20 protein-coding genes are annotated in these 22831 nt (G+C 57.9%); 6 read left to right on the top strand and 14 right to left on the bottom strand.

Annotated features, from left to right (window positions below; all coding sequences use genetic code 11):
* Positions 1 to 98 precede the first annotated feature (98 nt).
* From CA51_RS17930 to CA51_RS17945, 4 genes are all read right to left on the bottom strand, one after another.
* A complete protein-coding gene (locus CA51_RS17930; protein ID WP_145122597.1) occupies positions 99 to 1772 on the bottom strand; it encodes a sulfite reductase subunit alpha in 1674 nt (557 codons plus the stop codon).
* A gap of 23 nt (positions 1773 to 1795) precedes the next feature.
* Positions 1796 to 2602, bottom strand: a complete 807-nt coding sequence (locus CA51_RS17935) for a DUF4198 domain-containing protein (RefSeq protein WP_145122598.1) — start codon at positions 2600 to 2602, stop codon at positions 1796 to 1798.
* A gap of 71 nt (positions 2603 to 2673) precedes the next feature.
* Positions 2674 to 3207 (bottom strand): DUF2271 domain-containing protein, encoded by a 534-nt coding sequence (locus tag CA51_RS17940; RefSeq protein ID WP_145124230.1) that lies wholly within the window; start codon positions 3205 to 3207, stop codon positions 2674 to 2676.
* A 65-nt stretch (positions 3208 to 3272) separates the two neighbouring features.
* Positions 3273 to 3911 (bottom strand): PepSY-associated TM helix domain-containing protein, encoded by a 639-nt coding sequence (locus CA51_RS17945; protein ID WP_145124231.1) that lies wholly within the window; start codon positions 3909 to 3911, stop codon positions 3273 to 3275.
* 770 nt (positions 3912 to 4681) lie between these two features.
* On the opposite strand from CA51_RS17945, the gene CA51_RS17950 reads away from it, so the two are divergent.
* From CA51_RS17950 to CA51_RS17960, 3 genes are all read left to right on the top strand, one after another.
* Entirely contained in the window at positions 4682 to 5464 is a 783-nt protein-coding gene (locus CA51_RS17950) for an ABC transporter ATP-binding protein (RefSeq protein ID WP_145122599.1), read from the top strand.
* Positions 5465 to 5764: 300 nt separating this feature from the next.
* On the top strand, positions 5765 to 6865 hold the full coding sequence (locus CA51_RS17955) for a DUF1559 domain-containing protein (protein ID WP_231745765.1): 1101 nt from the start codon (positions 5765 to 5767) through the stop codon (positions 6863 to 6865).
* Positions 6866 to 7044: 179 nt separating this feature from the next.
* Positions 7045 to 8649: an enterochelin esterase domain-containing protein gene (locus CA51_RS17960; protein WP_231745766.1), complete on the top strand. Its 1605-nt coding sequence runs from the start codon at positions 7045 to 7047 to the stop codon at positions 8647 to 8649.
* A gap of 67 nt (positions 8650 to 8716) precedes the next feature.
* Here the strand turns inward: CA51_RS17960 and CA51_RS17965 are convergent, their stop codons facing one another.
* Positions 8717 to 8989, bottom strand: coding sequence for a hypothetical protein (locus tag CA51_RS17965; protein ID WP_145122601.1), 273 nt, complete (start codon positions 8987 to 8989; stop codon positions 8717 to 8719).
* A gap of 245 nt (positions 8990 to 9234) precedes the next feature.
* Positions 9235 to 10224 (bottom strand): DUF1559 domain-containing protein, encoded by a 990-nt coding sequence (locus tag CA51_RS17970; protein WP_145122602.1) that lies wholly within the window; start codon positions 10222 to 10224, stop codon positions 9235 to 9237.
* 420 nt (positions 10225 to 10644) lie between these two features.
* On the opposite strand from CA51_RS17970, the gene CA51_RS17975 reads away from it, so the two are divergent.
* On the top strand, positions 10645 to 10842 hold the full coding sequence (locus tag CA51_RS17975) for a hypothetical protein (RefSeq protein WP_145122603.1): 198 nt from the start codon (positions 10645 to 10647) through the stop codon (positions 10840 to 10842).
* Positions 10843 to 10917: 75 nt separating this feature from the next.
* Positions 10918 to 12327, top strand: coding sequence for a sulfatase family protein (locus tag CA51_RS17980; protein ID WP_145122604.1), 1410 nt, complete (start codon positions 10918 to 10920; stop codon positions 12325 to 12327).
* 200 nt (positions 12328 to 12527) lie between these two features.
* Here the strand turns inward: CA51_RS17980 and CA51_RS17985 are convergent, their stop codons facing one another.
* The 5 genes from CA51_RS17985 to CA51_RS18005 form a co-directional block, all read right to left on the bottom strand.
* Positions 12528 to 13298 (bottom strand): SDR family NAD(P)-dependent oxidoreductase, encoded by a 771-nt coding sequence (locus tag CA51_RS17985; RefSeq protein WP_145122605.1) that lies wholly within the window; start codon positions 13296 to 13298, stop codon positions 12528 to 12530.
* 212 nt (positions 13299 to 13510) lie between these two features.
* Complete coding sequence (locus tag CA51_RS17990) at positions 13511 to 14476, bottom strand: mannonate dehydratase (protein WP_145122606.1); 966 nt, start codon at positions 14474 to 14476, stop codon at positions 13511 to 13513.
* Positions 14477 to 14994: 518 nt separating this feature from the next.
* On the bottom strand, positions 14995 to 16473 hold the full coding sequence (locus CA51_RS17995; protein ID WP_145122607.1) for a hypothetical protein: 1479 nt from the start codon (positions 16471 to 16473) through the stop codon (positions 14995 to 14997).
* A gap of 36 nt (positions 16474 to 16509) precedes the next feature.
* Complete coding sequence (locus tag CA51_RS18000) at positions 16510 to 18525, bottom strand: redoxin domain-containing protein (protein ID WP_197451275.1); 2016 nt, start codon at positions 18523 to 18525, stop codon at positions 16510 to 16512.
* A 130-nt stretch (positions 18526 to 18655) separates the two neighbouring features.
* Positions 18656 to 19078, bottom strand: coding sequence for a thioredoxin family protein (locus tag CA51_RS18005; protein WP_197451276.1), 423 nt, complete (start codon positions 19076 to 19078; stop codon positions 18656 to 18658).
* 282 nt (positions 19079 to 19360) lie between these two features.
* Between CA51_RS18005 and CA51_RS18010 the strand changes: the two genes are divergently transcribed.
* Complete coding sequence (locus tag CA51_RS18010) at positions 19361 to 20059, top strand: hypothetical protein (RefSeq protein WP_145122610.1); 699 nt, start codon at positions 19361 to 19363, stop codon at positions 20057 to 20059.
* 10 nt (positions 20060 to 20069) lie between these two features.
* On the opposite strand, the gene pstB is transcribed toward CA51_RS18010, so the two are convergent.
* The 3 genes from pstB to pstC are packed head-to-tail and all read right to left on the bottom strand — an operon-like array spanning position 20070 to position 22822.
* Positions 20070 to 20924: a phosphate ABC transporter ATP-binding protein PstB gene (gene pstB, locus CA51_RS18015; RefSeq protein ID WP_231745767.1), complete on the bottom strand. Its 855-nt coding sequence runs from the start codon at positions 20922 to 20924 to the stop codon at positions 20070 to 20072.
* Positions 20925 to 20936: 12 nt separating this feature from the next.
* On the bottom strand, positions 20937 to 21848 hold the full coding sequence (gene pstA, locus CA51_RS18020) for a phosphate ABC transporter permease PstA (RefSeq protein ID WP_197451277.1): 912 nt from the start codon (positions 21846 to 21848) through the stop codon (positions 20937 to 20939).
* Positions 21845 to 22822, bottom strand: a complete 978-nt coding sequence (gene pstC / locus CA51_RS18025) for a phosphate ABC transporter permease subunit PstC (RefSeq protein WP_145122611.1) — start codon at positions 22820 to 22822, stop codon at positions 21845 to 21847. The genes pstA and pstC overlap by 4 nt, the downstream gene beginning before the upstream one ends.
* Positions 22823 to 22831 lie beyond the last annotated feature (9 nt).

Below are 22831 nucleotides of genomic sequence, written 5' to 3' on the forward strand. Positions count from 1 at the left end.
TCGGAGATCTCTGTGGCTTCGACTGCATTGCTTCGATGCTATAAGGATAACATCGGGGCTTCGAATTAGACCACGCGACGGAGTGGTATAGCCACCAACTAATAGACGTCGCGGCGGTAGCGGCCGTCGGCGAGCATTTGGTCGACCAGCTTGTTGCCAAGCGTTTCGCGGATCACGGCATCGACTGCGGGAGCCATCCCGGCGAGGCTGCCGCAGACGTAGATCGCCGCGTCGCGTGCGACCCAGGCTTTCAATTCGTCAGCCGCTTCACTCAGTCGATCCTGAACGTAGGTCCGCTGTTCGCCGTCGCGGGAGAAGGCGAGGTCCAAACGTTTCAGCAGCCCTTGCTGTTGCAATTTCGAGAGTTCATCGCGAAAGAAGAAATCGCGATCGGCGGAGCGTTCGCCAAACAGCAGCCAGTTCTCGGCATGCCCCGCGGCAACGCGTTGCTTCAGATGGCCTCGCAGTCCCGCGATCCCGGTCCCGTTGCCGATCAAGATCATCGGCCGATCGACCGATTGGGGATGGAAGCTCGGGTTGCTGCGAATCCGCAACCGCACCGACTGCTGCAATTCCAAGTGTTCGCACAGCCAACCGCTACAAATTCCGAGCGTCCCATCGGTCCGCACGACGCGGCGGAGGACAAATTCCAGATTGCCATCGCTTGGCAACGACGCGATCGAATACTCGCGAGGCTTCAGCGGCTTCAATCCATCGGCCAGCGTTTGCGGATTCCGATCTTCGACGCCATCGAGATCCGGCAGCTCACACCGCGCCAACCGCTGGGCAAACGTCGTGCTCTCGTGACCGACTTCGATCGTCGTCTCGCCATCGCATCCCGCTTGCTGCAGCCAACGTTCAACCGAGGCTCGCGAATTCCGGGGCTCGACTTCGGCGATGTCTCCCGCCTGCCAAGCCACCGGGCTCGCCTCGTGGCTTGTTTGTTGCAATTTCAGATGATAGACGCCGCCACCGAGACTGCCTGGATTCAATTCCTGGCGTGCGACCAGTTGCCAGTCTTCCAGTTTCGGCGGTTGCCAAGGCGTTGCCGCAACCGTTTCAAAGGTCTCGGCAACTTTGGTTTGCCAAGTTTGCAGCGCCGCCGGATCGCCGTTGTCGACTTCGACGATATCGAACAGCGGCCGCGCCTTGTGCCGCCGCAACCATTGATCGACCTGCCGCCCAAACGCACAGAACTGGGTGTAGGTGCGATCGCCCAAGGCGAGCACCGCATATTCCAATGCCTGCAGATCAGCCGCCTGCCCCATCACCTCTTCGAGAAATCCATAGGCGTGATCGGGCGGATCGCCTTCTCCCGTCGTGCTGGCGACAAACAACAAACGTCCGCCACGGACCAATCGCTCGCGATCGATCTGTTCGATCCCCGCCAGGTGCGCTAACTTGCCCGCTTCGTTCAGCGACGCGGTTGTCTGTTGAGCCAGTTCGTAAGCGAAGCCCGTTTGGCTGGCGTAGACCACGGCGATCGAAGAGGGATCGACCGCGGCTTCCCCCGTCGCAGCAGCGGTTGCCGCACCGAGGGATTTGCTGGCTTGCAAATGTTTCGCCGGACGACGGAGCATCCGCAGGCAAAACAGCAGATAAAATGTCAACGCCCCACCGGCAATCCACCACCGCGATGAGGGTGGATTTGCGATCCACCAAACGCCGCGAGTGAGCCGCAGAAACAGCAACGCAACAATCACCAACAGCAGCATGACGACTGCGTTGCCGATCACTTCAGCGAATCTGCGGCGGGGTGGTTGGTTTGCCATGGGACCTAATCAATCAAAGGGATTTACTGGGGCAAAACTTCAAGCGTCGCGGCGTAGCTGAGACGACGGTTTTTCGCTTGCGCGGTCTTCCCTTTTTCGTCCTGCGAAGAAGTCGACAACCAATACATGCCGGGCTTCTCAAACGCGACAGTGAACTCTCCGTTCTCGTCGGTCGTTGCGATGATCTCTTCCTGCGAATCGCGATAACGCGTTCCGCCGCGGATGATCTCGATCTCCAATCCCGCCGCGGGCTTGCCTTCGACGAGCAATTGGAACTGACTCTTCTCTCCCGCATACAAATCGTTGGGATGCGTCGCGGCAACCAATTCGATTCCAACGCCCGTCAGCTTCAACGCTTCTTTGCTCGGAGCCCCATTGGTGACGAAGGTCTCGATCCGTCCAACGCTTTCGGTAACCTTCAGGTTTTCGGCATCGGTCGGCACCTCGGTCGCAAACGATGCAGCCGATCCACGCCAGCGTTTGCGTGCGCCATCTTCGACCCAACTGGCAAAAAAGCCTTGGTTCATCAACGCGATGCGGTAGGTTCCCTCTTGCTCCAACTGAACATCAAAGACGCTGCGATACTTGCCGGTCGCGGGATTCTGAGCTTCCGCCGAACCGCCATCGGGAGCGGTGATCACGAGGTTATCGAGACGCAGTGGAAAGTGGTTGAAGTAGAACAGGTCGTTCGACACCGCGGCGTCGACGGTGACCCAAGGATCGTTCCCCGAAAGGGACGTCTGCGATGGCAGCAACCACACCTTGTGAGCGGATGCAATCTGCGACAGCGTGAGAACGAGGGCAACAGCCAGGAAGGACGAAATTTTCATCGTGAGACTCTCTTGAGGTTAGCGAAGGGAAATGACAGGGAACCGAAATCGAACATGGAATCGTGTGATGGCTAGGGTTTGACCGACAGGGTCACCTCACCCAGTTCTTTTTTGCCTTTGGCGTCGAGCATCTGCGGCGACGTGGCAGGCCATGTGAACGGGATCTTCACCAATTCACGGCCTCCGACTTCGCGCGATGCTTCGACGATCAGGGTGTATTCCCCCGCCGGCAGATCGGCCAATTGAGGCTGCTTGTCGGTGAAGGTCAGCGAGTGCTTGCCGACCGGCCGGGTCGCTCCGGTGACGCCATCGACCGGCACGTCCAATGAACGGCCAGAGATCCGCCACCACTGCCGCAGGTCGGGCAACCATTTAGTGCCGTGCCCTTCGTTCGTGTCGCGCATCTGATACCAAACCGTCAGGTTGCGAATCTGTTTGCGGTCGGCGGTTTGAATCCAGGCGGCGACATACGGGCGGTGATATTCCGAAACGTTCAGTCGCGGAATTTCGATACTCAGTTCGATCTCCGCGGCCGTCGCCGGCGCGGCTGGCACGGCAAGCGCCAAGGCGAACGAAGCGGCAAGAAGGGGAAAGCGTTTCAACATGCGTCGACTCTTGTTGTTCAAGGAAACAGTCATGGAGAGGATGGTGAAAATTGGAAGCGTGGCGGTCAGTGGATCAACAGCAGCGCGAGCAAAAACGGAACGATCAGCCCCAGTCCGACCAGCGGCCACGTCATCCGCCGGTTTCTTGCGTGCAGGAACAATAGCCCCAAACCGGTAAAGCAAAACACGAGCGTTGCGATCGCAAAGATGTCGATGAACCAACTCCACGCCGGCCCCGTGTTGCGGCCTTTGTGCAGGTCGTTGAAATACGAGATCCAGCCGCGCTGCGTCCGTTCGAATTCGACTTCGCCAGCAAACCGATCGATGCTCACCCACGCATCGCTCCCCGGGCCCGGCATCGATAGATAGATCTCGTCCTCGCTCCATTCGGCGTCGCGCGATCCGATCGCGATCCCCGTTTGATCGCTCAACCAAGTCGCGACCGCTGGTGGCAGCGGAGCTTTCTCGGGAGGTGTCTGAGCGTCGATCGCGTCGGTTATCTCCTGCGGCAGCTCGATGATCTGGTGCTCGACGTCTGGAACCGTCTCGATCTGCGAAGCGTGATTCAGCGTGATCCCGGTGACCGAAAACAAGATCATCCCGATCAGACAGACGGCCGAGCTGATCCAGTGCCATTGGATCATCGTTCGCAACCAAAACCCGCGTCGCAGCGTCTGGCTGACCGACGGCAGATCCGATTCGATCGGTGGCGTGGTGGTGTCGGAAGGTCGATTGTTCAAACCGGACTCTCCATGGTGAGAGCGGGCAACATCGACGCACTTGGCCTGTCGAACAGTGCGGTAAGCGTTGGAGATTGCATATTGGTAGCCTTGAGTTTGCAGTACAAATCGGCGAGCACGACGCTGCCGTTGGATGCTGGCTACAAGGCAAAAATGCTTGGCGTCGATCGGTGCCCAGATGCGGCGGATGATCGTCGAAGCATTGCCATTTGCTGGCGGGAACAACCGGTTGCAAACAGTTTGCTGCCGGCTGAGACGACGCGTTATTGAGATCGCGTCGCAATAAGCGTAGTTGCCGCCGGCCTGGTTGGCAACCGGTGAAGTCGGAAATTCGTGGTCCTCTGCCAGAATTTCCCTAGCGTTTTCCTTGGCCAACGCCCGCCGGCGGTCGATTGATCGCCGGCGGTGAAACTTCCGCCACCGCCGCGGCAAGCCCCCCACTGTTGGGCGGCTCGTGCGGATCGGACGCAAATATTTGTTTCCAGGGCTTCGTTCGGGAGATTCGATCGGCTGACTCGGGAATCAGCTGACCGGAGTGGCAGGGAAGCGTCGGAACGAGCCGTGCGATCGCGCTTCGAAACGGAGACCGATCGACGGAGTTGGCATGCGGGTTGCTTGAGGGGAGGGGCAACGGAAATTGCGTTTGAAGTTGTTGCCGGCAGAGCGGCGTCACTAATGAAACGGCGTCACCACCTTTTTGATCCTTCATCCACAGAAAAGTTGCCAACCTATAAATGAGCCAAGAAAAGCTAGCCGCCCCGCTGTCGGTCCGAAACGCGACCAAAACGTTTCGCCAGGGAGAGCGTGCGATCGATGCGTTGAAGGATGTCGACCTGACTGTTGAGCACGGTTCGTTTGTCGCCGTGATGGGTGCCAGTGGATCGGGCAAAAGCACGCTGTTGCACTTGATGGCGGGACTGACGCGGCCGACCGATGGAGCCGTCTTCGTCGACGGCCAGGATCTTGCGACGCTTTCGGATCGCAAGCTGACCGAATATCGTCGCGACCATATCGGATTGGTCTTCCAATCGTTCAATTTAGTTCCAGCGCTCAGCGCCGCCGACAACATCCTGCTGCCGCTGTACGCCGCTGGGCTCAAACAGCCCCAGAAAAGTTCGTTGGACGCGTTGGCGGAACGCTTGGGAATCGCCGATCGCTTGACGCACCGCCCCGATGCGCTCAGCGGCGGCCAACAGCAACGCGTCGCGATCGCGCGGGCGTTGGCAACCGATCCGGCGATCGTGCTAGCCGACGAACCGACCGGAAGCCTCGATTCGGTCACCGGTCAATCGATCTGCAAACTGCTGCGTGAATTATGCGATCAACAGCAGCGGACGATCATCGTCGTGACGCATGAACCAAGCGTGGCGATCTGGTCGGATCGCGTGGTGATCCTGAAAGATGGTCAGATCGTTGAATCGCTATCGACCCATGAATACAACGACGCCCAAGCGCTGGCAGCCCACTACCAAGAGATCTTGGGAGCGGGTGAACCAGCGATGGCGTCATCCCATTAATCGCCTCGGCGAAAAAACTGTTTCCATTCGTCGTGAAGTCGATTCCGATTTCAATCGGCGTCTGGAAAGATGAGCTGCCAATTTTGGAAGTTCAGAAAAGCGAAAACCTACGCACGCAATGGCTTGTTCCGTTTGGCGATACCACGCCAGCTCCGATCGCACCGATCGGCGGGAACAACCGCGGCCAGCAAGCAACAGAGTCTCTATCTCTTAGCCAGCCAAACTCGGTTTTCCATGTCGCGGTCCGCGTTGGACCGCAAGCAACCGTTCCCGTTTGACTGCTTAACCAAGGAGATCTCTATGATGGCATCGAGCCAACTTCTGCTTCCCTCTTCCCAAACTCCCGCCACATGTTCGTCCAGTGATCCCAGCGAGAAACGACGACGCGGGTTCACGCTTGTCGAACTGTTAGTTGTGATCGCAATCATCGGGATCCTGGTCGGATTATTGTTGCCCGCCGTGCAAGCGGCTCGCGAAGCAGCGCGACGGATGCAATGCGGCAACAACATGAAGCAGCTCGGGTTGGCGCTTCACAACTACGCTTCGACCTATAACGAAGCCTTCCCCAACAACGGCTGGTCCTATCCCGGCGGATACCCCAACGACTTCTCACCCTTTGCGAAACTGCTCCCCTTCATTGAGCAGGAAAACCTGCAAGACCTGATCGATTTCGACCTCTACATGGGACACCCGGCACTGGCCGACTTGCCGTTGGCGCTGCAAGCCGCCGCGGGAACGCGGGTTCCGACGTTCGAATGCCCCAGCGATGTTGGAGCCGATGTGCACCCATTGACCATGCCCTCGGGAACAACGATCCAAATCGCGGGGACAAGTTATGCGATGAATCAAGGGAGTGGACTCGACGGCGTGTTCCATCCTGGCAACGGCACGCCGTCGGACGGGTTGTGCTGGATCGGTGCGAAGATTCGCTTTCGCGACATCGTCGATGGAACTAGCAACACGATCGTGTTTGCCGAGACGACGATCGGGACGGGGATCGACATCGCATCGCCTACGCCCGTGCAGGATCCGCGTGCCTATCGCGCCTCGGCAACGTCGGGCGTCAACGCTGCGATGGCAGATGCCGCCGATGCCGGAGGACTAGCGGGGGTTCAGTCATTTATCGCATCGTGGAAGGGAGATCGGAATCACTATTGGTTGCGTGGCAGCGTCCCCAATGGCCCGGTGATGAACGGACGCTTGACGCCGAACAGCGAAGTTCCCGACATGACCTACGGCTCTTCAAAAATGACAGCCGCCCGCAGCTACCATCCCGGCATCGCTGTGCTCAGCCTAGCCGATGGCAGCGTCCGCAATGCCAGCGATACGATCGATCGCGCCGTCTGGCACGCCAGCTGGACGCGTCACGGCGGCGAAGTGAAGACCGTTGCGTCGCAATAGAATCGCCCCACAGGTTCTTTTTATGATGCAACGTCTGCGAGGCTCCAAGCTGTGATTGCAACGGCTTGGAGTTTTCGTATCGCCTTCGTCCGTCTGCTGCTTCGAATCGCAGATCCACTCCATTCCACTCTTGCCGAAGATCTCCATTGTTCAACACAAGTTCAACGCTTACGTGCCGCTTGCTAATTGCCTTGGTCGTGGTCGCCTGCAACTCATCCGCAAAATTGCGGGCCTCAGAAAATGCTTCACCACCGGCAGCGGCAACGCTTACGCTCGGCGAACCGCTAAACGATTCGCTCGACGCTCAAGGCAATTCGCCAACGATCGTCATTCCCGCATCCGCTGGGGACTTCATTCGTGGCGCAATCGATGGCGAACAACTGGTCCTGTCGCTCGTCGGTTCCGCTGGAAACCACATCCGTCAACTCACCGCCGGCCACGGGAAAACCCAAACCTTCATGTTTGTCGTCGGCAGCGAAGGCCCCTACGCGTTTTCGATCTCCGGTCCCGCGAAGGGAGAGTTTTCGTTGACGCTACGCAGCAGCATCCCGCTGGCCAAACAAAAGGCTCCGCAACCTGAACTGCAGAGCCCTCGTCTGCGTCAGCTGCAGCAAGAACTTTTAAAGGATCTAAGCACCGAGCGATTCTGGAGCGAAATCGGGGCAGCCGGAGCGCCGTTGGTCGAATCCGAAGGGGTGATGCCACCGCTGCCGGAGTCCGACGCTTTAGTGACCTTTCTCTGGCGGGGCGATCATCACAACGTGCGGTTGTTTGGCGCGCCGTCGGGGGACCACGACGAACTGCATCGCCTCGGCGATTCCGATGTTTGGTATCGCAGCTACCGCGTCCCTCGCGACGCCCGGATCGACTACCGATTCGCTCCCGACGTGCCAGTCTTCGACGGAACGCCATGGGAGCGACGCCGAGCGATCCTCGCCACGGCACAGCGTGATCCCTTAAACAAGCTTTGCTTCCCCGCCGATCCGGTCGACAACTACGACGGCAGCTCGGTCGTCGAACTGCCCGACGCACCGCAACCGATCTGGATCGAATCCAACCCCGAAACACCCCGAGGCGTCGTCACGCGACATCAATTGACCAGCGAGACGCTTGGCAACACGCGCGACATCCATCTCTATCGACCCGATGGCTATCGACCAGGCGATCCAGAAAACGGATTGTTACTCGTCTTTGATGGCGACAAATATCTGCAACAGATCGACGCAGCAACGATTCTCGACAATCTGATCGCAGCAAAAGCGATCCGTAGCACCACAGCGATCTTCGTCAGCAATCCGAGTCCCGAGAGCCGTTCGCTCGAATTGCCATGCAATCCCGACTTCGCCAACTTCATCGCCGGCGAACTGATTCCTTGGGCGAGAACTCAAGAGATTACTGCCTCGCCAGCCAACAGCGTGATCGCCGGAGCAAGCTACGGCGGACTCGCCGCCGCATATATAGGTCACGCACACCCCGAGCTCTTCGGCAACGTCTACTGCCAATCGGGATCGTTCTGGTGGTCGTCGGGAAGTCGACCGACGCTACCGGCATCGGAACCCGAGTGGCTGGCACGCCAGATCGCCGACGCTCCGCGGCAACCGATCCGGTTCCATTTAGAGGCTGGCAAATTTGAAGTCGACATCCTCAATTCGACACGCCATCTGCGAGACGTGCTAACCGCCAAAGGCTACGCATTCACCTACCGCCAGTACGCCAGCAGCCACGGATATTTCTACTGGCGTTACACGTTTGCCAATGGATTGATCGACTTACTGCAGCCATAAAAGCTCAGCCGAAAAGAAACCTGGCCGAACTGAAGGCGAAGTGTCTAAGGAACAGTTTGCCGGCGGTCTATTCGCCTAGATTTTGCGGCTCGGGGACCAAAGCGCTGACCGAGTCGGCGAACTTCTGCAGGCTATCGGCAGGTTTCTCGCCGGCTTGCAGTTCCGACTGCAGCGTTTTGGCCGCGTCGCGCAGTTCAACCAACTTGCCGCCGGAAGCTGCTGCTTGGGCATCAAGCGATTCCAACATGATGCTCAACTTGCTTTGGATCACATCCGCTTTGCGTTCCTTCTTCGCTTCATCGATGAAGGTCCACACGACGCGGCCTGAATCCTGCAACATTTGGTCTTCCGTTGGAACGGGAGCTCCGCCGGTGCAACCAGCCAAAGTCAGCAAAGAGAGGCAGACACAAACAAGGGTTTTCGAAACAGACGACATCATCGGTACAAGATCCAGATTGCAATGGGAGGAACGTGAAGAGAGGCGAACCGTCGAAGCGACTAACGCAGCGAAGTCCAAGCGATCGCTTGGACTTCGGAATGCTTTGAGAGCCGGCAATTAACCTGCTCCGCAAGGCTTCTTCATTCTTAATACTGGCCGATCGGTTGGCCGTCCTGAATACGCAACAGGTTTTCGTAGATCGCTTCGTCGATCGTCTCACCGATGAAGGTCACGCTACCGTCACAGAAAACCGTTTGCACGCCGCCGGGATGATAACTGCGTAGCGCCATCCCCTGCGTCGTGGTGCAATCCGGGTTGTTGCGTTGGTTGAAGTTAACGTTGGTGTTGTCGTTGCTCGCGTAAGCGGTGCAGTCGGTTTGCCGCGAATCGTTTGGAGTCAGAAGACCATTGGCAAACGCCTGCGCTCGCAGACCGAAGAGCACACCGCTAGGCCAGCCCCATGCACCACGATCATCGCCGGTGTTGCCGGGCGTAGCGACGATGTCACCGGCAGCAATAACGTGCGATGTACCATCGGTCATGTCGCGAAACTTTGCACCGTACTGACCGGCCAACGAGAAGGGGCCCTTGTAGGTGCTGCTATTAAAGTTGGCGATGTCCTGGGTGTAATGCGTGCCGCCATTGGCTGCGTAGTTCCCCTTCGCAAAACCGTCATAGTCCTGGGTCAACCGAGACGCGACTCCGACATGCGAGGGGCAGATGTAAGCGTCCATCGGCTGGCCAGTGATGGCCGAGTTAACAGCGGAACGAGCCCGCTGGGTGAAATCCATCTGGTTGTATGCGGCTTGCTGTTCGATGAACGGCAAGATCATCACCATCCAAGTTGCACCCCAGTTTGCATCGCGGCCGTTGCAGCGGTTGCTGCCGTCCAAAGGCGGACTCTGCTTAGGTGCGGTGCCGGTGTAGATCGCCGCGCTCGGAAAACTCTTGAACGTGTCGTGGTAGTTGTGCAACGCCAAGCCGATCTGCTTCAGATTGTTGCTGCACTGCATCCGCCGAGCCGCTTCGCGAGCCGACTGGACCGCGGGCAACAACAGCCCAACCAAAATGCCGATGATCGCAATCACGACCAACAATTCAACCAGCGTAAAACCCCGTCTCGCGTTTCGGACCATGTTCAGTAAAACCTCAAAGTACTCGTAGACTATTCAATCGAAAAAAATGGGAACTCTGGGGGGGATTTTGCTGCCATTCTGAAACTTGTCAATGCGCCGCCGTGCAATTACCGGACCCTATAGACAACCAATGGCCCCCGCAGCCCCGTTAATGCACACATCCACCGCTGCTTGGTGGCAAACACGTCATTCATTTTCTTTGTTTTCGTCAGCGATTTACGGGGCCCTACCAGACACTTTTGCCGGAAAACGCTACCGCACTGCGCCACAAGCAACCATTACAGGCACGCAAACCAAGCCACCCAGGTGGCACAGAGAGAGTGTGGGGACTGGCTTGCCCAGCGGGCCGAGTCGGGGCAAGAATGGAGCCTTTCAGCGGAAAGCCCGCGAGAACCCATCAGCGCAAGAGGAAGCTTTGGCATGGAACCCAAGATTGTCAGCAGATTGGAACGGGAGATCGAAGCCGTTCTGGCGGAGCTCTTCGCCCGAACGGAAACTCAAGAATTTCCGCTGCAGCCGTCTCCCCAAACGCTCCACTTGATGGCCAAAGCTGCAACCACCGTCTACGAAACAGCTATCGAGAATCGCCAGCGCGAGAAAGACCAGCGTTCCAACTGATCTCTCTTCCACATCGCGTTTCGCGTGCAGCTAGAATGGCAACACCAAGTCCCCCAACATCAAGCGAGTTTGTCGATGTTCCGATCGATTCTATTTGCCGCGATCGCCGGCTTCTGTCTGTTCCGCTGCGAGATCAGCCCTGCCGCGACTCCCAACTTCGTAATCATTTTCGCCGACGACCAGGGTTACGGTGACCTCGGCTGCTTCGGCTCCGAAAAGATCAAAACGCCCAACATCGACCGGATGGCGAAGGAAGGGCGACGGATGACGAACTTCATGGTCGCTTCGCCCGTCTGCACTCCGTCGCGGGCCGCTTTGCTGACCGGATGTTATCCCAAGCGTGTCGGCCTTCACAGACACGTCCTCTTTCCGCAATCGACCAAGGGGCTGAATCCAGCCGAGCATACGCTCGCCGACCATTTGAAAGGGCTCGGATATGCGACGGCATGTTTTGGCAAGTGGCACCTCGGTCATCACCCCGAAACACTTCCCCGCCAGCACGGGTTTGACACCTACCTCGGGATCCCATACTCCAACGACATGAATCACCCGGACAACAAACGCAAGTCGCGAGTGGCTTCGGACGACCTGTGGCGAGATCCCGGCAGCGCGGTGAGTTACTGGAATACGCCGCTGGTCGAAAACGAAACGATCGTCGAACTGCCCGTCGACCAGCGGACTATCACGCGTCGCTACACCGACCGGGCAATCGAGTTCATCCGCGAGAATCGCGAAAAGCCATTCTTCGTCTACCTACCTCACAGCATGCCGCACATTCCGCTGTACGTTCCCGAGGATGCCTACGACGCCGATCCACAAAACGCCTACACCTGCGTGATCGAGCATATCGATGCGGAAGTCGGCCGGTTGATGGATACCATTCGCGATTTGGAGCTGTCGGAAAACACATACGTGATCTATACGTCGGACAACGGCCCTTGGCTGCAGTTCAAGAATCATGGCGGTTCGGCGGGGCCGCTTCGCGCCGGTAAAGGGACCACGTTCGAAGGAGGCCAACGTGTTCCGTGTGTCGTCTGGGGACCAGGCCGGATCCCCGCGGGGACCCAGTGCGACGAATTGATGGGAACGATCGACCTGTTGCCATCGATCGCCGCCCTGACCGACAGCGAATTGCCCAGCGATCGCAAGATCGACGGGATGAATCTCGCCCACCTGCTGACCGGAGAAGCCGGAGAAGCCTCACGCGACGAATTTGTCTATTACACGTCCCACGGCGTGCTGGAAGGGCTGCGTCAGGGGAAATGGAAGCTGTTGGTCAAAGCGCCGCCGCAAAAGAAACCGTCGGCGAAGCTGAAGACCGACTCTAAACGGCCGCAGCGGATGTTGTTCGATCTGCAGGCTGATGTTGGCGAGCAGACGAACCTGGCCGATGCCCATCCCGATCGAGTTGCGGCGATGGAAGCACGCATGAAAGCGCTGGACGCCGAGATCACGGCAAACGCTCGCCCTACGTGGAACAAGTAGCGTCGCGGAGCTCAACGAACGTAAAAGCTGCGGCAGTCCAAGCTAATCCAAAATGAGCGTCAGCGATCCGACGCACGCGACGACTGCCGCAGATCGAATCGACAGAACAACCGTAGCTTTCCGCAGCCGATGTCGATCAAAATTCCGATAAACGTTGAGCCGTGGCGACGCGTTTCACGGCCCACGCGGCATCGATTGGATCAGTCGAGCATGCGTCCATCGCGATAGCGAAACGCCCCATCGACCGGCAAGACGGATCCCGTGATGTAGTCGGCATTGGGCGACATCAAAAATGCGGCCGCACGACCGATATCCTGAGCTGATCCCAGCCTTCCCCAAGGCAGCTTGGGCGCTTCCTCCTCGAAGAACTTCGGCGTGAACGCCTCTCTCTCCCCGGGCGTATCGATCCAGCCAGGCTCGATCACATTGACATTAATGTGGCGACTGGCCAGTTCGACAGCAATTGTTTTAGCCAATTGATTCAGCCCCGCTTTGGCTGCGCAGTAGGCACTTTTCTGAGCCATAGGCCGCTGAGCGAGTACGCTTGAGATAAAAACAAGCTTCCCGGAAATCCCTTCGTCGACCATCTGGCGTGCCACCAATTGGCTCATGTGAAAACCGCTGAACAGTGTTCCCTGAATCACCCTTTCAAAGTCGTCCGGGCATAGGTCGAGAAACGGAGAGACCTTCTGATAAGCGGGACAACTGACAAGTCCATGCACCGGCCCCGATTGTTCGACGGCTTCGCGAAGCAAGTCTTCGCAGCCTGCCCGCGTGAACACATCGGCTTCGACACCTTTCACATTGGCCCCCTGGTCGCGAAGCTCCTGGACGGTCGGCTTCAGATCTTGGCTTCCGGGCCGATCATTAATGATCAGAGTTGCACCGGCGCGAGCTAGTTCGACGGCGCACCCCTTCCCGATCCCTCTGCCTGCTGCCGTGACAATAATCGTCTTGTCTTTGAGTTTCATAATCTTTGCTTGGGTTCGGTGGAACGGTCGTTGGGCGTGGGAAAATCCTCGTCGAATTTGTCAAACCATTCCTCCAGGCACCGTTCGGAAATGATCTCGTCGTTCGAGTATTGCAACATCTCACGCGAGTGAAGTGTTTCCTCCGTAGTGGACGAGATCACGAGTCCCGTCGTGCCTCGAAGGAGCCGGGACTCGTTGCCTCGTCCAATACCTTAGCAATCCGCAGGCAGCTCGGTCGCTTGAATTAACGCTCGGATATATCCAAAAGAAAAGTAGCGGGCCAGCATGGTATATCCGGGCTGGCCTTGTTCTTCGCCGGCCAACTGGGGCACGTGGTCGGGACGTATCGGCCCGGTGAATCCGATATCGCGGTAGGCTTTCATCGCAGCCACCATATCGGTCGGGCCGTTGTCGTGGAATGTCTCGATGAAGTCGTCGGCGGTCCCTTGGACGTCTCGAAAATGAACATAGCGAATCCGCTTTCCCCACCGCCGGATGGTGTCTGGAATGTCGACTCCCATTGCGGCGAAGTTGCCTTGGCAAAAGCAGATCCCGTTGCTGGGCGAGGCGGAAATCTCCAACAGCCGGTCGAAGTCCTCCAGCCGATTCATGATGCGAGCATGTTTGCCAAACGATGCCAGCGGAGGATCATCGGGATGCATCGCCAAGGCGACACCAGCCGCTTCGGCAGCAGGCAACAGCTCTTCCAGAAACCGCTGAAGGTTGCGCCACAATTGGTTGGAGGAAATCGGCGAAATCGAATCGCTCAGAGAGATGGAATGCAGCGAAGCGGCCGATTCCGCATCCGAACTGCGAAAGGCTGTCGTGAGCGATCCACCCCGTTCTCGAACCTTCGTGTCGGTTCGAGCCCAATCGGTTGCTGGCATAAAGTTGTAGCAACAGATCGGTACCTCGGCTTCTCCCATGATGGCAAACAACTGCTTCATGCGGCTGAAATCATCCGCCCGATTCGCGGTGCCTAAGATGGCATTTTGAATCGGCAGTTCTCCCTCGATCGCAGCGATCTTGAGGCCATGGCGGCTCAACCGCTCGCGGGTTTCCAAAAGGTCTCGAAGCTCCAGCCCCGGATAGCGGATGGCGACAGCGCTGACGCCCAACTGGGCGACGCGCGCCAGGTTCTCGTTATCAAAAGGAGTCACCACGGATGCCAACTGCATATCAGACTTTTCTTGAAAAGGTGGATCGAATTCAACGGTCGCTACGAAGAAATACACGCCAAGTTCCCAAGACCACAATGGCGATGTCGGCTTAACCTTCTACTGTGACGATCAGGAGAACAGTTGGCATCCTAGCAAGAATGCGGTCGACTGGTATGCCTCGTCAAAAATGGAGGTCCAAGAATCGGATATCGTCGACATTAGAAGACGGCCAACTGTTGCTGTTCGCTCGCACGAACAGCGAGCCCCGGTGAAAACCTATCTCGAAGACCGAGGCGAAACCTGGTTGACGCCCCTACCAACGACTTGGGATATCAGTGCATTGAATTCCTCAAAGATGGAACCGCGTTGATCGTCTATCACAGCAACGATGGCTTGCATATGTCTCGCCTGAACGTCGATTGGTTCTACGGCAAGTAGAACAATAGTGCGACTTCCTGCGAAGCTTTGCTTGAGACCTGGTTTCACCGTTAGTTAGACTCAACACAACGTTGGTTCAACGACCTTCGAGCTTGACGCTAAAGTTGTTGCAAGGCGACGCCTCCGGTCGCCTTAGCTAACTCGATTAGATCGTCGTTGACTTCTTCGACGATAAACGCATGCAGGATGATCCCGTTGAGCTCTTCTGGCTTGACGTTGATCCCGTGATCTCCATCGGTCACGATGATCAACTCTGGTCGTTCGGCCTGAGTGTCGGCGACAACGGCCTCGATCCGCGTTATCCCCTCGCGAATCGCGAGGTTGATGTCGGTATCATCGCCTAGGAAAAAGCTGGAGTGCAAATTTTGCATCGCCTGGCGGGCCTGAGACACTTCGTCGACAAGCACCTGTTCGTGAACGACCGAATCGAAAAAGCTGAATCCCAAAATAGCTTCGCGCCGTAGCACCGCTCGCAAACGGTTCATCAGGATGGCGATCAGCTTGTAGATCCGTTCTCCCTGCTGCATCGATTTCGAGCGATCCAACATCGCGTAGAACAGCTGCTTCTTGTCGCTCCTCTTAATCTTCTCGCGAACCATGAAGCTTTTTGTCGCCACGCGGTAGCGAAAATATTTGGGCGACGCGACTTTCAGCGCCCACGCTGCCGGCACCATCCGCGACAGTTCGTCGAACGATTGCATCATCCGCATCCGCGTCTGGTCCCCATCGGCCGCGGGCAACATTTTCTTTTCAAAGCGAGGCTGAAAGCCGACGTATTCGTTGGCGATCCGCGCGATCCGCACCAACGCTTCGAGCCCCGGTTCGCTGAGCATCCGCGACGCGATATCCAACCGCCGGACCGACAGTGGATGGATCTCCTTGTGCTCGGTCTCGCGACGGACGCCACCGAAACAGTCGCTCAGCAGCGACGCGATCTTATCGCGCGTCTCCAGGTTTTCGACCAATTGAATCTGGCTGATCCCACGATCCAAGGCCATCCGTTCCAGGTCGAGCGAATCGGTCGATTGCAGCGAGTCCTCGTCGGGCAGACACTCCAACAATTCGATCTCATCGGCTGTCAGCCCGCCCACTTCGCCGAGCGCCCAATTGACTTGCGCGGCGACCACGTCGGACGCCAGCCCGATCGCAAGGGCTTGTTTGACGGTCGATATCAAGGCGACGTTAGCGATCGCGCGATCGATGTCGGTGCGTCCCTCCAGCCGATCGAACTGGATCTCGCGAAGCGCAGATGCCAAGGCATGGTAGATCGCGGTGTCGCGCTGCGACCAAGAAAAGATGTCGTCGAGGAAACGTTTGATCCGCCCCATCCGCATCCGGTACGTCAGCCCGATCCGCCGCTCGATCTCCAACGATCCCGCCAAGCGCCCGTCGTCGACCAAGTGCACGCCGTCCCAGATCGTTGGAATCGGAATGTGCTGCATTCCGATCGCGTCGAGCCGCCGGATCACCTCGGCGGTGTTGATTTGCTGACGCCGCTCGCTCTCGTCCGGGTAGGTCACATGCGTGTGAAAGCGGATGAAATTTCGATAGCGTCGCGGCAGATCAGCGGCATCCATGATCGGCCCCTCGTGCGGCAATTGAGGTCAAGCGACTCACAAGCCAAACCGCTGCTTGGCGGCCTGTTCGATTTCCTGCCGCGTTAAAATCGAATCTCCGTCGCGATCGAACTTGCGAAATCCGTAGCGGCTGAAGGCCATCGGCGTCTCTTCGCGAGCGACCTTGCCGTCACCATCGGTGTCCATCTGCTGAAAGAAGTCGCTGACGAAATCGTTCACGCGTTGTGTCGCTGCGTCGGCGGCGACGCTATTGCCACTGGATGCCTTTGATTTCGCCTGCTTCTTCGCTCCGCCATCCAACGGTTGGCAGACTTCGAAGAACGCCAAGGCCATCTCCTCCCAAGTCTGATCGCCCCAGCTGACGTATTGCGATGGGTCGGGATTGACCAGATTGTCTTTAGAGTTGTCGAACCAAACGGTCCCCGTCAGATCATCGACCGTCGACAGATCGATCGGATTGGCGAAGGCGTAGGAGTGCTGCCAATTGAAGTCGTACGCTGGCACGTCCAACAACGTCTTCTGCTGGCCCGCGATGCGTCCCTCCAAACGGAACGCTTTACCGCGCAGATGCATGTGCGGCGCAACGGCTAACAATTGCCCGGTTTTCGGCAATCCGCCCGGCTTGATTTTGACGGGATGATTCGCCGCCCGCGGTGGGATCTCGAACTCTTGATCGATCGCCGCAACGGTGAAGACTTCATTGGTTACCGTTGCGGGATCGGCCAACTTGATGCCGACCTTCGTCAGATCGTCAACCTCCGAACCGTTGGGCGTGTAGTGCATCTGGAAGACAAACTTGGAACCGGCGGGAACGCGGCGGGCCAGCCCAGGCGGGTACTCCGCGATGCGTTGGCCCGGAACGTAGGCGGTCAACCAATTGACGCCGCGTTGGCGTTGGCCATCGGGCGGGCGGACAAAGATGATCGCGTGATGGACGACGCTGCGGTCGCCGGGGATCACCTCGGCCGCTTGAATCCACTGATCCTCGGTAAAGCCACTGTCGACGACAAAATACTGGTACTCCACCGTCCCCTCGGCCGGCACGCGATACGGCTTGTCGTTCATCGAGAAGACGAGATCGGGAGTTCCCAGCCCCCAATCGCCTCGCGGCGGCAGCGGCTCGGGAAGGTCGTTGGCATTGCCATAGGGCATCCCTTGATCGACCCAATCTCGCAAGATCTGCTTGTCCCCCGCCGGCATCTGCCGGGCTCCTAAGAAGTCGCCATATTCGGGGTTCGCGTGCCAGGGAGGCATCCGTCCCTGGTCGATCACTTCCAGCGACATATCGGCCCAACCGACGACTTCATCGTAATCGGTCAGGGCAAACGGTCCGATCTCGCCGGCGCGATGGCATTCGACGCAGTGCTGCTGCAAAACGCGTGAGACCTGTTTGCAGAAGGTGATCGAACCCTCATCGGCCAACGGTCGCGACTGGCCGATGATGCAACCGACCGCCGTGGTCCGTGGCATCGCCACGGGGCGATCGGCCAGCAGGTCGTCGATCGCTTCGCGCAGTTCACTGCGTGTGGCGACGGGACGCGAAATACCAGGGCGATACTGATCATCGATCCGGCCTTGGTAGCGAATCTTGCCAGATGAATCGAGCACAAAGACCTCGGGCGTTCGCGTCGCTCCCAACAGCGTCGCCGCAGCCCCGTCGTAGTCCTTCGCCATCGGGAACGAAATCGCATACCGGTCGACATACTCGCGGACCTCTTGCAGCGAATCCTGGCGGTTGCTGTTGACTCCCAAGACTCGCACCCCGCGATCGCGCAGTTCGGCATCCAACGCCGACAACCGCGGCCCATACAACCGGGCTAATGGACACTCAGTCCCCAGGAAGCAGATCACATGCAGCTTGCCCGCATCGGGATCTAACAAGCGAACCGATTGGTTCTCCACCGCCGAAGGCAACTGCAGCGACTGGACCGATTCGGCAGCCACAGCGGGCAACGCGCTGGCACAGCAAAGTAACAGACAACCGCAAAATCGCCACAGTTTCGCTAGCCCGCGGCGTCGAACGCAACACTCGGTCAAGTCGCGCGTGTTCATGCAAGACCTATTTGTCTGGTGTAGAAAAAGTGCGGATCCCATAAACCGACGTCACTGCAAACGGTGTTGCCAGCGAACAGATAGCGGCCCGGCGTGAGTTCCACACCGCGCCGACACGTGGCGGCAGGGATCAAAGGGCAGGATCGCTGGAATGGGAGAAACCAGCCGCCCACTTCGAAAGCTCGTCTGCCGAATAATATCCAGTCCGCTCGTCGATCCTCTGTCCATCGCGGAACATGATCATGTGCGGGATCCCCGAGATCCGGTAACGCGCACTCAGTTCGGGATTGTTGTCGACGTTGATCGATACGATCTCGACATCACCGGTGACGTTTGGCAATTCTTCGTCGAGCATCCGGCACGGACCGCACCACGGAGCCCCAAACTTGATCAAGGTCAGCGGCGACTTTGCGACTAATTCGTCGAACTGCTGTTCGCTGTAGTGCGGATCGTCGCTGGCTGAACCGCTGCTGGCGGGGAAGCGATCGCATCCGACGACCAACAAAGCAACGATCAGAATCGATCCCAACACCGCGGGTGTCCTGGTGAGCATCATATTTTCCAAAACAAAATCTTTTGATTATCCTGTCCGACCGGATTCCAAATTCCCTGTATAACAGATCGACCTGGATCCCGTCGGTTCCAATTCGGACTTCGCCCGCAAAAAGCGACGGAGAGCCGACACGATAGTGGAAAACCACCAACCACAGTAACTGCGGAGTTCGGAGGCATCCGACGCGTAGAGAGAGGGGGGTAACGCCCATTATCTTCTCAAGCAAGAACCGTCGACGTCGGCGGCTCCAGCGGGAGAACTCTCGTCTACCGAATTCATTTTATGTCGATGCCATTAATGGGCAACAACCTCGAAAACTTTGAACAGACAGTCCAGCGGGTCACCGAAGCGGTTCTCGGCTGCATACGGCAGCGCGAAGGGTTCAAAGAAGTCATCGTAAGCGAACCCGATTGCATCTACGTCAAGTCGGCCAATGGCGTCATCCAACAGGTCAACACAGCGTACCACGGCCGCTTTTCGGCGGGGGCCGACCCGGCGGGTAAATCGGGCGTCTCCTACCTGCATCCGTCGGTGGTCGACGCCTCGCACCGCAGCGACAAGATGATCCTTGGCGGCTGTTCGTCGGTGCTGTTCAACCATCAGGGAGAAGATCAGCAGGGGCGGTCGCTGCGATACCGCACCTACAAACGATCGCTGCAGGAGGCGGGCGATCCGCGCTACGCAATCCTCGGCATCACGCGGGTGATGGGGATCGTCGGCACCAAAGTCAACGCAGCGTCGATGCTTTCAGAAAAGTGGCAGCGTTTTGAACAACTGTCCCCGGAGGATCGCCAGATTGCGATCGCGATGGCCAGCAGCGATCCCGCCGCCGCGTTGGCAGAAAGAGGAGACGTGCCCCACGGGCGTCTGAAAAGCCGACGCGAGGCGATTCTAAAGACGCTGCAGATCGAGTCGGAGGTCGAACTGATCAAGCTGTTGGTCCGATTGCAGGACAACGGCTTTGGCAACCTAGGAATCTGACGTCGCTGCGTTAACTGAATTCGCCGCGAATGTACTGCTTGGTGTACTCTTCCTGCGGATCGGCGAACATCGCTTCGGTCTTGCTGTATTCGACCAGATAGCCGGTTCGCGCGCCTTGCGAGGTGTCGACATACATGAACGCCGTCATATCGGCGACACGCTGAGCTTGCTGCAGATTGTGCGTAACCACAGCGATGGTGTATTGCTTCTTCAGTTCAGTCATCAGTTCTTCGATCCGTCGCGTGGCGATCGGATCCAACGCCGAACAAGGTTCATCCATCAACAGCACCTCGGGTTCGGTTGCGATCGCCCGAGCGATACACAGTCGTTGCTGCTGTCCGCCGGACAGCGATAATCCGCTGTTCTTCAGTTTGTCCTTAACTTCATCCCACAGCGCCGCCCCACGCAGCGCCTTCTCGACACGCTCGGGCACATCCCCTTTGACGCGGTTCAAACGCAGTCCAAACGCAACGTTATTGTAGATGCTCATCGCAAACGGATTGGGCTGTTGAAAGACCATCCCGATGTAGCGACGGACCGCCACGGGATCGACGCTGCGATGGTAGATATCGCGGCCGCGAAAATGAACATGTCCTTCGAAGCGGAAGCCGCGGACCAGATCGTTCATCCGGTTCAGACATCGCAGCGCGGTGCTCTTGCCGCAGCCCGAGGGGCCGATAAAAGCGGTGATCTGCCCCTGCTGGACCGGAATGTGGCTATCGCGAACAGCGCGAAACTTGCCGTAATAAAGGTTGTCGATCTTGCAATCGATCACGACATTCTCGGCAGCCCCGTTGTCGCGACCGTTGACGGCACTTCCCGCCTTCGTATTTTTCGACGGTACCGCTGAAGTTGCTTGGACCATTGGAATACCTGCTCAGCTTGTGACTTTGTTGCGTGATAGGATTTGCCCACCGATGTTGATCACTAACACAATCATCACCAGCACGAGAGCGGCTGCCCAAGCGAGTTCGATTTGATTCTCGAAAGGAACGCCAGAGAAATTGAAGATCAGCACTGCCAGAGAAGCCGTCGGATCCATCAACGCCAACTCGCCATCTTGTACGATCCAGTAGTTGCTGTTGAGCGCCGTGAACAGCAGCGGAGCGGTTTCGCCAGCGGCACGCGCCACGGCCAACATCACTCCGGTTAACAGCCCCGGCAGCGCCGTGGGCAGAATCACTTTCCAAACGACTTGAGTTTGCGTCGCCCCCATCCCAATCGCCGCTTCTTTCATGCGGTGCGGGACCATCTTGATCGCCTCTTCCGCGGTCAGCATCACGATCGGCAGCATTAGAATCGAAAGGGCGATGCCGCCGGCGGGAGCCGAATAAGTCCCCGTGACCAAAACGACGGCCGCATAAGCGAACACGCCAGCCAAAATCGACGGGAATCCAGTCAACAACTTGGCACAGAACCGGACTGCCGATGCCGTCTTGCTGTCGCTGCCAAATTCCGCCAGGAACAGAGCGGCCAAAACGCCAAAGGGAACGCTGATCAGGACCGAGATCCCAACCATCAACAACGTCCCCACGATCGCGTTGCCAAACCCACCTCCGCTTTCAAAAGCCGAAGGAGGTGTTTCGGTCAGCAAGCTCAGACTCAACCGCTTCCCACCGCGCCAGATCAGCATGAACAGCACGGAGAACAAAGGGATGCAAGCGACAACCGTCACGACCCCGGTGAGGATGCTGAGAGCCGAACTGAAAAAGGTGCGCGGGTGACGCAGCGAGCGTTCCAAAGTTGGAAAGTCGATGCCTTCAAAGGCGTCGGTGATCTCTTGACTCACTTCGTCGCTCCCTTCATATGCGCCGAAGCTCGTCGCATGATCGCGGCACCAAAGATGTTGACGCCCAAAGTAATCGCCATCAGCAGCAGCGCGGCGTACATCAACACCTGCTCCTCCTGTTTGCCAGCTTCGGGAAAGTTATTCGCCAGCAGCGCCGCAAGCGTGTTGGCTGGTGAGAAGAGCGAAACCGTCAACTGGTTGGAGTTTCCAACAAGCATCGCAAGCGCCATCGTCTCTCCCAGAGCGCGACCAAAACCAAGCACCAGCGAACCGAAGATGCCAGTCGCCGAGGCGGGAATGATCACGCCAAAGATCGCTTCCCAGCGAGTCGCACCCAGGCCAAACGCAGCTTCTTTCAGCTTATGCGGGACCGAGCTGATCGCATCGCGGGAGATCGCCGAAACCGTCGGCAAGATCATGATCGCCAAGACCAGCGACGCGGGAAGCATCCCGGGACCGCTGAGCGATGTTTTGAAGAACGGAATCCATTCGAAGTGCTCGTGCACCCAATTAGCCGCCGGCCGAATCGCGGGGATCACGACATAGATTCCCCACAAACCGTAAACCACGCTGGGGATCGCAGCCAACAGTTCGACGATGTTCTTGAAGACGACTTCCAGGTACGCCGGCAGGAAGTCTTGGGTCAGGAAGATCGCGATCGAGACGCCGAAGAAGCCGGCGATCGCAAGGGCCAACAGCGAACTGTAAAGCGTCCCCCAGATTTCCGGCAGCACGCCGAACTCGCCTTTATTGGCATCCCAAGTGGTTCCCGTGATAAACGAGAAGCCAAATTCTTGAACCGCTGGAATCGCTTTTCCACCGATCTCATACAAGATGTACAACACCAACAGAATAGTCATCCAAGAGAAGACGTGAGTCATCGCTCGGAACGCCCGGTCCCACGCAACATCCCAGGTCGTGGGAGGCGATGCGACCGAATCAATCGACTCGTTTGGCTCGATAGATGTTGCCATATAGTTCGC

This window comes from Rosistilla oblonga (assembly GCF_007751715.1).
Taxonomy (GTDB): Bacteria; Planctomycetota; Planctomycetia; order Pirellulales; family Pirellulaceae; genus Rosistilla; species Rosistilla oblonga.

Excerpts from the sequence above, each read along its gene's own strand:
- CA51_RS17995 (WP_145122607.1), bottom strand. The coding sequence starts at position 16,473 with ATGGATGCCGCTGATCTGCCGCGACGCTATCGAAATTTCATCCGCTTT.
- CA51_RS17950 (WP_145122599.1), top strand. The coding sequence starts at position 4,682 with ATGAGCCAAGAAAAGCTAGCCGCCCCGCTGTCGGTCCGAAACGCGACC.
- CA51_RS17980 (WP_145122604.1), top strand. The coding sequence starts at position 10,918 with ATGTTCCGATCGATTCTATTTGCCGCGATCGCCGGCTTCTGTCTGTTC.
- CA51_RS17930 (WP_145122597.1), bottom strand. The coding sequence starts at position 1,772 with ATGGCAAACCAACCACCCCGCCGCAGATTCGCTGAAGTGATCGGCAAC.
- CA51_RS17970 (WP_145122602.1), bottom strand. The coding sequence starts at position 10,224 with ATGGTCCGAAACGCGAGACGGGGTTTTACGCTGGTTGAATTGTTGGTC.
- pstC (WP_145122611.1), bottom strand. The coding sequence starts at position 22,822 with ATGGCAACATCTATCGAGCCAAACGAGTCGATTGATTCGGTCGCATCG.
- CA51_RS18000 (WP_197451275.1), bottom strand. The coding sequence starts at position 18,525 with ATGAACACGCGCGACTTGACCGAGTGTTGCGTTCGACGCCGCGGGCTA.
- CA51_RS17985 (WP_145122605.1), bottom strand. The coding sequence starts at position 13,298 with ATGAAACTCAAAGACAAGACGATTATTGTCACGGCAGCAGGCAGAGGG.
- pstB (WP_231745767.1), bottom strand. The coding sequence starts at position 20,924 with ATGGTCCAAGCAACTTCAGCGGTACCGTCGAAAAATACGAAGGCGGGA.
- CA51_RS18005 (WP_197451276.1), bottom strand. The coding sequence starts at position 19,078 with ATGCTCACCAGGACACCCGCGGTGTTGGGATCGATTCTGATCGTTGCT.
- CA51_RS17990 (WP_145122606.1), bottom strand. The coding sequence starts at position 14,476 with ATGCAGTTGGCATCCGTGGTGACTCCTTTTGATAACGAGAACCTGGCG.
- CA51_RS17940 (WP_145124230.1), bottom strand. The coding sequence starts at position 3,207 with ATGTTGAAACGCTTTCCCCTTCTTGCCGCTTCGTTCGCCTTGGCGCTT.
- CA51_RS17965 (WP_145122601.1), bottom strand. The coding sequence starts at position 8,989 with ATGTTGCAGGATTCAGGCCGCGTCGTGTGGACCTTCATCGATGAAGCG.
- CA51_RS18010 (WP_145122610.1), top strand. The coding sequence starts at position 19,361 with ATGTCGATGCCATTAATGGGCAACAACCTCGAAAACTTTGAACAGACA.
- CA51_RS17955 (WP_231745765.1), top strand. The coding sequence starts at position 5,765 with ATGATGGCATCGAGCCAACTTCTGCTTCCCTCTTCCCAAACTCCCGCC.
- CA51_RS17935 (WP_145122598.1), bottom strand. The coding sequence starts at position 2,602 with ATGAAAATTTCGTCCTTCCTGGCTGTTGCCCTCGTTCTCACGCTGTCG.
- CA51_RS17975 (WP_145122603.1), top strand. The coding sequence starts at position 10,645 with ATGGAACCCAAGATTGTCAGCAGATTGGAACGGGAGATCGAAGCCGTT.